The organism is Dapis hubbardiae BLCC-M172 (genome assembly GCF_050016015.1).
Lineage (GTDB): Bacteria > Cyanobacteriota > Cyanobacteriia > Cyanobacteriales > Microcoleaceae > Trichodesmium.
Genome location: NZ_JBNHEQ010000057.1, coordinates 1 through 8,914 on the forward strand (window position 1 = coordinate 1; position 8,914 = coordinate 8,914).

General features: G+C 38.8%; 8 protein-coding genes and 1 pseudogene. 6 read left to right on the forward strand and 3 right to left on the reverse strand.

Features of this window, described 5'->3' with window-relative positions:
• The 6 genes and pseudogenes from ACP6PK_RS05830 to ACP6PK_RS05855 form a co-directional block, all read left to right on the forward strand.
• Positions 1–750, forward strand: a pseudogene (locus ACP6PK_RS05830) (hypothetical protein); the annotation flags it as partial.
• Positions 751–864: 114 nt separating this feature from the next.
• The gene (locus ACP6PK_RS05835) at positions 865–1,233 is read left to right on the forward strand and encodes a hypothetical protein (RefSeq protein ID WP_426558559.1); all 369 of its coding nucleotides are present in this window, start codon (positions 865–867) and stop codon (positions 1,231–1,233) included.
• 33 nt (positions 1,234–1,266) lie between these two features.
• Positions 1,267–1,650, forward strand: coding sequence for a hypothetical protein (locus ACP6PK_RS05840; RefSeq protein WP_426558561.1), 384 nt, complete (start codon positions 1,267–1,269; stop codon positions 1,648–1,650).
• Positions 1,650–2,072 (forward strand): hypothetical protein, encoded by a 423-nt coding sequence (locus ACP6PK_RS05845; protein WP_426558563.1) that lies wholly within the window; start codon positions 1,650–1,652, stop codon positions 2,070–2,072. The genes ACP6PK_RS05840 and ACP6PK_RS05845 overlap by 1 nt, the downstream gene beginning before the upstream one ends.
• 1 nt (position 2,073) lies before the next feature.
• On the forward strand, positions 2,074–2,415 hold the full coding sequence (locus tag ACP6PK_RS05850; RefSeq protein ID WP_426558565.1) for a hypothetical protein: 342 nt from the start codon (positions 2,074–2,076) through the stop codon (positions 2,413–2,415).
• A 164-nt stretch (positions 2,416–2,579) separates the two neighbouring features.
• A complete protein-coding gene (locus tag ACP6PK_RS05855) occupies positions 2,580–2,864 on the forward strand; it encodes a hypothetical protein (RefSeq protein ID WP_426558567.1) in 285 nt (94 codons plus the stop codon).
• Positions 2,865–3,172: 308 nt separating this feature from the next.
• Here ACP6PK_RS05855 and ACP6PK_RS05860 read toward each other — a convergent pair whose 3' ends face one another.
• The 3 genes from ACP6PK_RS05860 to ACP6PK_RS05870 all read right to left on the reverse strand — a co-directional run.
• On the reverse strand, positions 3,173–4,117 hold the full coding sequence (locus ACP6PK_RS05860) for a sensor histidine kinase (protein WP_426558569.1): 945 nt from the start codon (positions 4,115–4,117) through the stop codon (positions 3,173–3,175).
• A gap of 18 nt (positions 4,118–4,135) precedes the next feature.
• Positions 4,136–8,611, reverse strand: a complete 4,476-nt coding sequence (locus tag ACP6PK_RS05865) for an AAA family ATPase (RefSeq protein WP_426558571.1) — start codon at positions 8,609–8,611, stop codon at positions 4,136–4,138.
• Positions 8,612–8,777: 166 nt separating this feature from the next.
• A partial coding sequence (locus tag ACP6PK_RS05870) for an ATP-binding protein (protein WP_426558573.1) occupies positions 8,778–8,914 on the reverse strand: 137 nt, incomplete at its 5' end.

The window sequence follows — 8,914 nt, forward strand, 5'->3', positions numbered from 1 at the left end:
GCTAGAGAGAAGGGATATATGATTATCCGTTTTTGGAAGGATAGGACGGTTGAGACTGACTCGGAGGTTTTGGCGGGTACTTATACAGAGCTAAGACAGCAACTTTTAGATGCTATGCGGTCTACAGCCGTAGTAGCTGGAGATACTGATGTTCCTGCTTACAGCACTGTTAGTTTTAGAGGCTTGCCTACTATTATGTTAAGCTTCTGGGAAAAACGAGAGGACGTTGAGGTAGGTTACAGCAGAATCAAATCTCACCATACATTTAGGCTAACCGGGAGAACTGATGACCCAAAAACTTATCCTAATCTTTCTAAGCTAACTAATATTGAAGTTGTCAACTTAGCCAAAAAAATTAAAGATAATTTTTTATTGCCAGAGCCTTATAAAATCCACAGGGGTAAAGAGACAGTTAGCTGTAAGGATAAAGTTAACGGAATAGAAAGTCATCTCCACGTTTTTAATAAACAAGACGGCATAGAATTTTTTACTAAGGTTTACAGCTTGTTAGGAAAAACCATAAACACCACCAGAATATTCCATAAGATAACAGAGAACTCTGCCCAAGCTTACCCTACGATACCTGAAAATACCAACGTCCTAGGTATGAACGTCAAGAGGTTTAGGCAAAGACCTGTCGGCTATGTCCACTTTACCAGTGCAAGGCTTTTTCTGTCTTTACTAGACAAGCCTATAGTCCTTTGTTCCTCTAAAGGAGAAATTTATCAAGGTACTTTACCAGACGTTTAAAAAAACTCCCTACAACTGTTCTAGACCTGATCAGGTGTGGAGCCGTATGTCATACATTAGCCAAGCGCTAGCTAATACAATGAAGATGAAGAGTTGAAGGGATTCGTCAAGTAAATGCCCGTATTAACTGAAACAGAATTTTATTCTTTTAGTGGAACAGCCCAGGGAGGCGGTGCAGGGGCCACTTATGGTATGAGATTATCTAAGAACTATGACTCTGTAGCTGCTGACTTAGGAATGACTAAACACGAGAATGAAGGGGAAGCCAGAGCATTTAAAGTCAGACCTATGGAGGCTCTTAAACAAGGCTTGATAGTTAGTCTAAGAATTAATTTTCGGAAACCTAACGGAAAGCGTGGTGCTGCTAATATCTATTGTCCAATTGCTAAATTAGTAGATGCTATGCAGGGACTACCTGGGAAAGCTTGGGGGAGTTCTACCATCACAAGTTGTAGAGACCAATACCGAGTAGATTATCGGTAATTTACATCTAAACACATTACTTTATAGAAAAATATGGCTGCTACTCAAATTTGTTATGTGGAATACGCCCCGTCCGGCACTCCACAAAAGTCTCACTTTAAGGCTAGTGCAACTAAATACACATCAGAAAATAAGGGTGAGACAGGAATAACACCTGCGACTGATGCCAATAGCTCAAATACGCCGTTGTATGATACGGCAGAATTAATGAGAGTTGGTTATCTTGATGTAATAAACGTTTACTATACTACTGGTGCTGGAGATACAGCAAGAAGGGGTTCTTACAGGATGTTTTGTGACCCAACCAAAAAACAAGCTTTGCTGGCAAAATACCAAGGTGCTACGCCTGGAACTATTAACGGCAAAACCATCACAGGAGCTTCTGCTGCAATTAGAAGACAAAAGCTAACTGCTTAATGACTACTACTGATAGTTACGGAACCTGGAATCAAATATGTGTGGATTATTTTCCATCATCTAACTTAGAAATTTTCCCTACCTTAGTTAATAAAAATTCACTGTTTAGATTTATTTTTTCTACTAATTGGGAAAGATGGAAAATTCCATACTCTGGTTATAAATCTTATGGAGTTGTCAGATTCGTTTTTAGCAATGAACAAAGCTCACTTCTCAATATTTCTAGTGACCATAAAATTTACATCAGAGAGGAACCGTTACTGATATCTTTTCCTACAGTTGTTGAACTACTTAATAGTTCAACAGCGACTAGACAATTAGCAATTTACCGAAAATTTTGGAAAAATTCTAATTGGGTAGAAAATCATCCAGAGATGGATATACGATGGTCAGTAACGATAGAGAACTTAAACGGAGATTAAAATGTTAACTACTGCCGATATCATTGCAGAAATTGACGACAGTAACTTAAAAACTTGGTTTGATGATGCTGTAGGAAATGCACCTTTACCTGCTGGAATAACGGGCGTTATTTTTTTGCAAGAAATAATAGACGCTTACAGTAAAGGGCAAGCTACTTATAACGCGGTTGTCTCTACAGGAGACCCAACCGTAAGTACAGTCTCAGCGCCCAATGTTCAAACAACAGCAACCAACGAAAATGATGGAACTTTAACAAAAACCGAAAGCTGGACAGTAGTATTCAAGCAAGTTTTTACAACCAGTGCTTATTCAGACACTACTGGAATTCAAAGCGGTGCTTAATCATTTATGAATTAACTAACAACTATTTAATTATTCAAGAGGTCAACAAACCTCTTTTTATTTTGGCCATAAAAATCTTTTATATAATTAGTAAGACATCAATAGCAAATGTTAGAATATTTATAAAAAACAAAAGTCAATTAGTGTAGAAAATCTAACTGAATATGACTCCTGAAACAGTTGTAACATTTGGAATGTTAGGGACTTTTGTAAGTGTTGTTGTTGGGAGTTGGGCCGTGTTCCGGTACATTGGGAAGATAGAGAATAAAATAGAACACAACACAACAGACATCAACAATGCAGCCAAGAGTCTAAGGGAGAAGGACTTAAGGTTGCTAAGAGAGCAAAAACGTCAGATGGGGAAAATCAGAGGGATTGAAAATTTTTTAAGGCAAAAGCTTGAGTACCATAATCTGGAAGAAAGCAAAGTTGATGATACTAATTTTTAGGCTTTTTGTATCCACCAGATGCCCCTGGTGCAACAGTGACAATATTTCAATCCACAAGTCTATATACAGTTGTGGTGACTGTGGGTATACCTGGAGCAAATAAAAGCTGTGGGGATTCTCACTGAGTAATATTATTGCGGTTGAATAGTTATAAATAACAAGGGAGGAGTCAGAATTCGTAGGGAGCGAATGGCTATTCGCCCCTACATGAATTCAGAATTCAGCATAGAAGAAGAGAAAAAAATAAGGTATTAAGGAGGATAAAGTTTTATCATACCTAATCATCGGGAAATAATATAACTCATATTTCACACAATTGGTAAGATAATTCTCAAGATCGTACCTTCTCCAACAGTCGAGTCACAGGTGATTTCACCACCATGTTTTTCAGTGATAATTTGATGAGCGATCGCCATTCCTAAACCTGTTCCTTTACCTACTCCTTTCGTGGTAAACCCTTGCTCAAATATTCTCTCTTTCGTTTCTGGCTTCATTCCACTACCATTATCTTCTATTTCTATCTTGACTTCATTTTCATCTACATTGGTAGTGCTTATGTTTATTTGATTCGGTTTTTTCTCTATTTCAGCATAAGTTTTACCCACATTCGCCTCCTCAAAAGCATCTATTGCATTTGCCAAAATATTCATAAATACCTGATTCAACTGACCTGGAAAACATTTGATTTCCGGTAGTTCCGCATATTCTTTAATTATTTCTATTGCCGGACGTTTATGGTTAGCTTTAGTACGATGTTTGAGAATTACTAAGGTACTCTCTATGCCATCATGGATATTAAACTTCGTCTTATGCTCCTGATCTTTGCGGGAAAATATTCTCAGACTGGTACTGATATTTTTCATCTGCTCTACTCCCACATTCATTGACTTTAATATCTTGGGAAAATCTTCTCGTAGATATTCCAAATCAATGTCTTCGGCATGATCTTCTATTTCTTCAGCAGCAGTATTCTCTTCATATAGCTCCAAATGTTCTAATAAGTCAGTTAGGTTGTCTTGAGCCATGGAGACATTGCCTGCAATAAACCCCAAAGGATTATTAATTTCATGGGCAACACCAGACAGCAAACTTCCTAATGCTGACATTTTCTCACTTTGAACTATTTGTAGTTGTGCTTTTTGTAAATCTCGCAGTGCTTGTTGAGCTTGCTCATAGAGTTGAGCATTTTTCAGAGCAATGGCAGCTTGAGCGCAGAGAAATTCAATTATTGTCTGCCGTTGTGTCGTAAACACACCTTTGGTTGTAGGATGTTATAAGTACAAAATAGCCACTAAATCACCTTGATGCAATAGTGGCACACAAAACACACTTTGGGGCTGATAAGTAAGTAAGTACCCTTCGAGGATGCCAGTAATTTCGGTTTTGCTTTCATTAATGAGTACAACAGACTGTGTATTTTTCACATATTGAATCAAGCGAATGGGGACTGGACTCTGTGTATTTAGAGGTTGTGAGTAGGTATCAGTCTCTATTGTACCATCTGTTTTCAGTTGTGCTATTGCCCGCAGTTGCCACCGTTCACTTTCTGTAATCAATAAAACAGCTTTTTGTGCCCCAGCATTGGTGAGAATAATCTGTAGAATGTTGCCTAATAGTGTTTCCAACTCTATGATACTGGAGATGGCTTGAGCTGCTTGTAAGATAGCTGCCAAATCTAAGGTGTCAGATAATCCCGTGCTAGTAGTTTGAGTGTTTGTTTTTGAGGTTAGTGTTTGAGTCACCCACTCGATACTATCAAGGGGATTCAATTCTACCTGTTGCTGTTGCAGGATCGGGGTAAGTAGTTGAGGGTATTTGGCTTCTAGTTGATTAATCTTAGCTTTAGCTTCCCACCGAGCATAACAATAGTAAGCTTCTTGCATATAGCCTGCTGCCACCTTCTGTTTACCCCAGTCGAGGTAGAATTTAGCTGCCAGTTCGTTAGCTAATGCTTCTTCTTGAAGATATTCGTTTTCTTTAGCTCCGGTGATAGCGTGATCGTAAAGCTCTATTGCTTCAAATCTTTCTCCTAAAACTCGGTGACGTTCTGCTGCTACTAAATCATACTTATGTTGACCATTCATCGGAGCATAGTTAGCCCAGTATTGCATTTTGTTCTGATTAGTCTCAACCTTTTCAAGAATACTTTTCTGCACAGATGTCTCGGCATCACCATAACGAGCTAACTGACTCAAAGAGTCATAGAAATTCCACACATACTCATCCAAATAACCAGCTACTCCATCTAAATAAGACTCTGCTAGTACAGCATTTTCTACTGCTTGGGGAATTTGCTCGAATAAATAACAAAGAATCAACTTACTCAGATAAACAAAATGGAGTGCTGTGCGGTCATTAGCAGCGATTTGAAATGGGACAGACTCAGTTTCATTATAGGCTGTTCCTATTAGTTCCCATGGAGTTTGCGACTCTCCCAATAAATTGAGAACTCCTTGTTCAAAAGCTTGATTCCAAGCCAAGGTATTTTCTTGTTTCATAGTAGCGAGAGCATGACTTGCAGTTGCCATTTCGACTTTAACAGCAGAAAGGTTATGACCGATTAAATAAAGGTATTCAGATCGCTTGGAAATGGCAAACCCCCCAAACTGGAAATTGCCTGTCTCAAGTCCAGCTTGATAAGCCTTAAGTAATAAGGGAATTGCTTCCTTAACATGAGTTGAACAATGGGTTATGCAAGCTCCTGTAGAATAAGTACCATCAACACCATTACCTGTTTGAGGGTTTAAATCTAACTGGCAAGCAAGTTTTCCATATTCCTGAGCCGAGGTAAAGTCCTGTAATGCCAAAATACAAACCACGCCATAGGCGGCATAGGTAAGTGCAGATTGGGGCGTATTTCCATATTGGATAGATAACTGCATAAGTTTACAATCTACCCACGGGAAAAGACTAGGTTTGGCTTGATAACAGGCAGGAAGTAAACTTGTGAGAATCTTTACTTTGGCTAACTGGTTCACATCCTCCATCAGCGGTAAGTCTGCTAAAGTGGCAATTGTTTTACCTTCCATCAATTGGGAAATTGCGGCCAGTTCCACCTGTAAATCCTCAATTCCAGGTGATTCTGGAACCTTAATGCCTAATAAACCCAAGAACTCTATACCTATATTCAAAGCTGATAACTGTTGCGTTTGAGCCATCTTAGCCTGTATTTTTATTTCATAGACTTTAACGCTATCAAGCAAGTCTTGCTGATGATTCAGAACTTGTTCAATTATGGTTTCCATCAATTCAAAATCACCAGTCAGATAAGCTGCTTCTGCATAATTCTCATGTAATTTTAAGGTTAATGGATAATTTGTTTGCCAACTTTCTCCATCTAATAAAGACAACGCCGTTTGAAAATATTTTAATGCTGCTGTATAAGCTGCCGAACCTTTAGCTTTTTCTCCAGAAGTTAAATTGAGTTGAATCAAATTTTCTTGTTCTGTCCTATCAGTAATTAATTCAATTGCCTGGTTCGAGTGATTGACAATTGTAAAAATATTTGTCTCCTGTTGTTCTGGAGAAAGGTTTTTTGACAGAGTACGTCCGATGTGTAAATGGGTAGCTTGTTTTTGTCCTTGAGGAATTAGAGAATAAGCTGCTTGTTGCACTCGGTCATGTAAAAACCGATAATTCACTGAAATGTTTTCTAAACTTTTCTCCTGTTGTTCCTCACCTTGGAAAAATTTATAACTGTCACTGTTGGGAATTACAAACCCTTCTTGTAAACCTCGCCATAAATTCCCTGCTACTTCATCTTGAGTCTGCTCACACACCACTGCTAATATGGCTAAGTCAAATTGGTTCCCTATACAAGCTGCTAGTTTCAGTACATTCTGATTAGTTTCTGGCAGTTTCTGCAACCGCCCTACCATAAATTCTACCACATCATCTATGAGTGCTAACTGTCGTACTTCTGTTAGATCGCACTGCCAGTACCCTGCATCTGCCTCAAATTTAATACACTCATCTTCATGCAACCCTTTCAAAAATTGGGTGCTAAAAAACGGGTTACCCTTTGTTTTCTGATAGACTAACTCGGATAAGGGCGCTGCTATAGATGTCGCACACAATAATGTTTCAGCTACCAAACGATTAATATCTGTTTCACTCAAAGGTGTTAGAGTTAGAGTCTCAATATTTGCCCCTTGTTTATTAATTTCATCTAATGTCAACATCAATGGATGAGCTGGAAATACCTCGTTATCTCTATATGCTCCTAACACTAATAAATAACCAACTTCCGACTCATCCATCAATAACTTGAGCAAGTTTAACGATGCTGAGTCCGCCCATTGTAGGTCATCCAGGAAAATTACCAAAGGATTCTCTTTTGTGGTAAATACCCGTAGAAATTTACTAAACAATAAATTAAAACGATTTTGCGCTGCACTTCCTGATAGTTCCGCAACTTCTGGTTGAGTACCAATTATTCTTTCTACTTCTGGCACTACATCTATAATTACTTGTCCGTTTTCTCCTACGGCATCCAGAATTTTAGCTTTCCATACAGCTAGTTCCTCATCTGACTCCCCTAACAATTGTCCCATCAAGTCTCGGAACGCTTGCACAAATGCAGAGAAAGGAATATTGCGGTTAAACTGGTCAAATTTGCCTTTGATGAAATACCCTCTTTGTTTAACTATGGGTTTATGTACTTCATTGATGACTGCTGTTTTTCCAATTCCCGAAAACCCTGCCACTAACATCATTTCTGCTCTTCCGTATCCCCCTTTCAAAGGGGGGTTGGGGGAAATGGGGGTTTGGGGAGGATTGCTAACTCGTTTCTCCTGCGGAGACGCTACGCGAATAAAGGCGTTCAGTAGTTTTTGTACTTCTGTTTCTCGTCCGTAGAGCTTTTCAGGGATGAGGAAGCGATCGCATAAATCTTTACTACCTAGCTCAAATTGTGTAATTTCTCCTGTTGCTTGTAACTGTTGTAAACATTGCTCTAGATCGTGCTTGAGACCCAAAGCACTCTGATAACGCTCTTCCGCATTTTTCGCCATTAACTTCAGTATTATATCCGACAATACTTGAGGAATTTCTGTCCTGTTCCCTATTTTTGGTATTTGGGCAATATGACAATGGACTAATTCCATGGGGTCGGTAGTAGTAAAGGGTAATTTTCCTGTTAGAAGTTCAAAAAAAGTTACACCTAGAGAATAGAAGTCGGTGCGATAGTCAATTCCTCGGTTCATCCGTCCAGTTTGTTCTGGGGAAATGTAAGCTAGAGTTCCTTCTAGGACGTTGGGACTAATTAGTTGTTGTTGTTCTTTGGGCAGTAGAGTAGAGATGCTAAAGTCTATCAGTTGGACTTGCTTGGTTTCCGGATTTATAATAATGTTACCTGGTTTAATGTCTTTGTGAATGATGCGCTGTTGGTTCAGATAGTGGAGAGCTTCACTCAGTTGAATAGCGATGTGGAGAAAATTGCTGAGAGTTTGCTCTGAGTTTTGCCAATAATTTAAAAGAGCGATCGCTCCATTATCTGGCATCACCAAGGCGTAACTATTACCGTAGCGTTCTAGGGCTAGAGGTTGCACAATAGCTGGATGTTCCAGATGACGGGTGATAATGTATTGATTACGGAATTGGACTAATTCATTGAAAGTGGGGTGGGGGTTGCGTAATACTTTAATAATTACTGGTTTCTGGTCACAGATACGCTGGCCACGATAGACCATAGTGCGCGTACCTTGGTATAAGTTTTCGCTTAGGTAGTATTTAGGAAGGTTAAGCATAATATATTAGTAAGCAGATTTAATTTAGGTAGACTTCAAGTTTTTAGTGAGATTTTAGCAATAGACATCTCCAAAAATGAAAAATAAAATCAATTCTTATCTAAAAATTGTCAATTATTTCTCCCTGTTCCCTCTTTTCTGGAGATGTCTAATGACAATGACTAGGTTAAATGGGAATATCTATCATAAATTCAGTACCTTTTTCCAGTTGAGAAATACACCTTAATTTTCCTCCATGTTGCTCGGTTACTATTTGGTAACTAATAGACAACCCCAGTCCTGTTCCTTGACCAACTGGTTTGG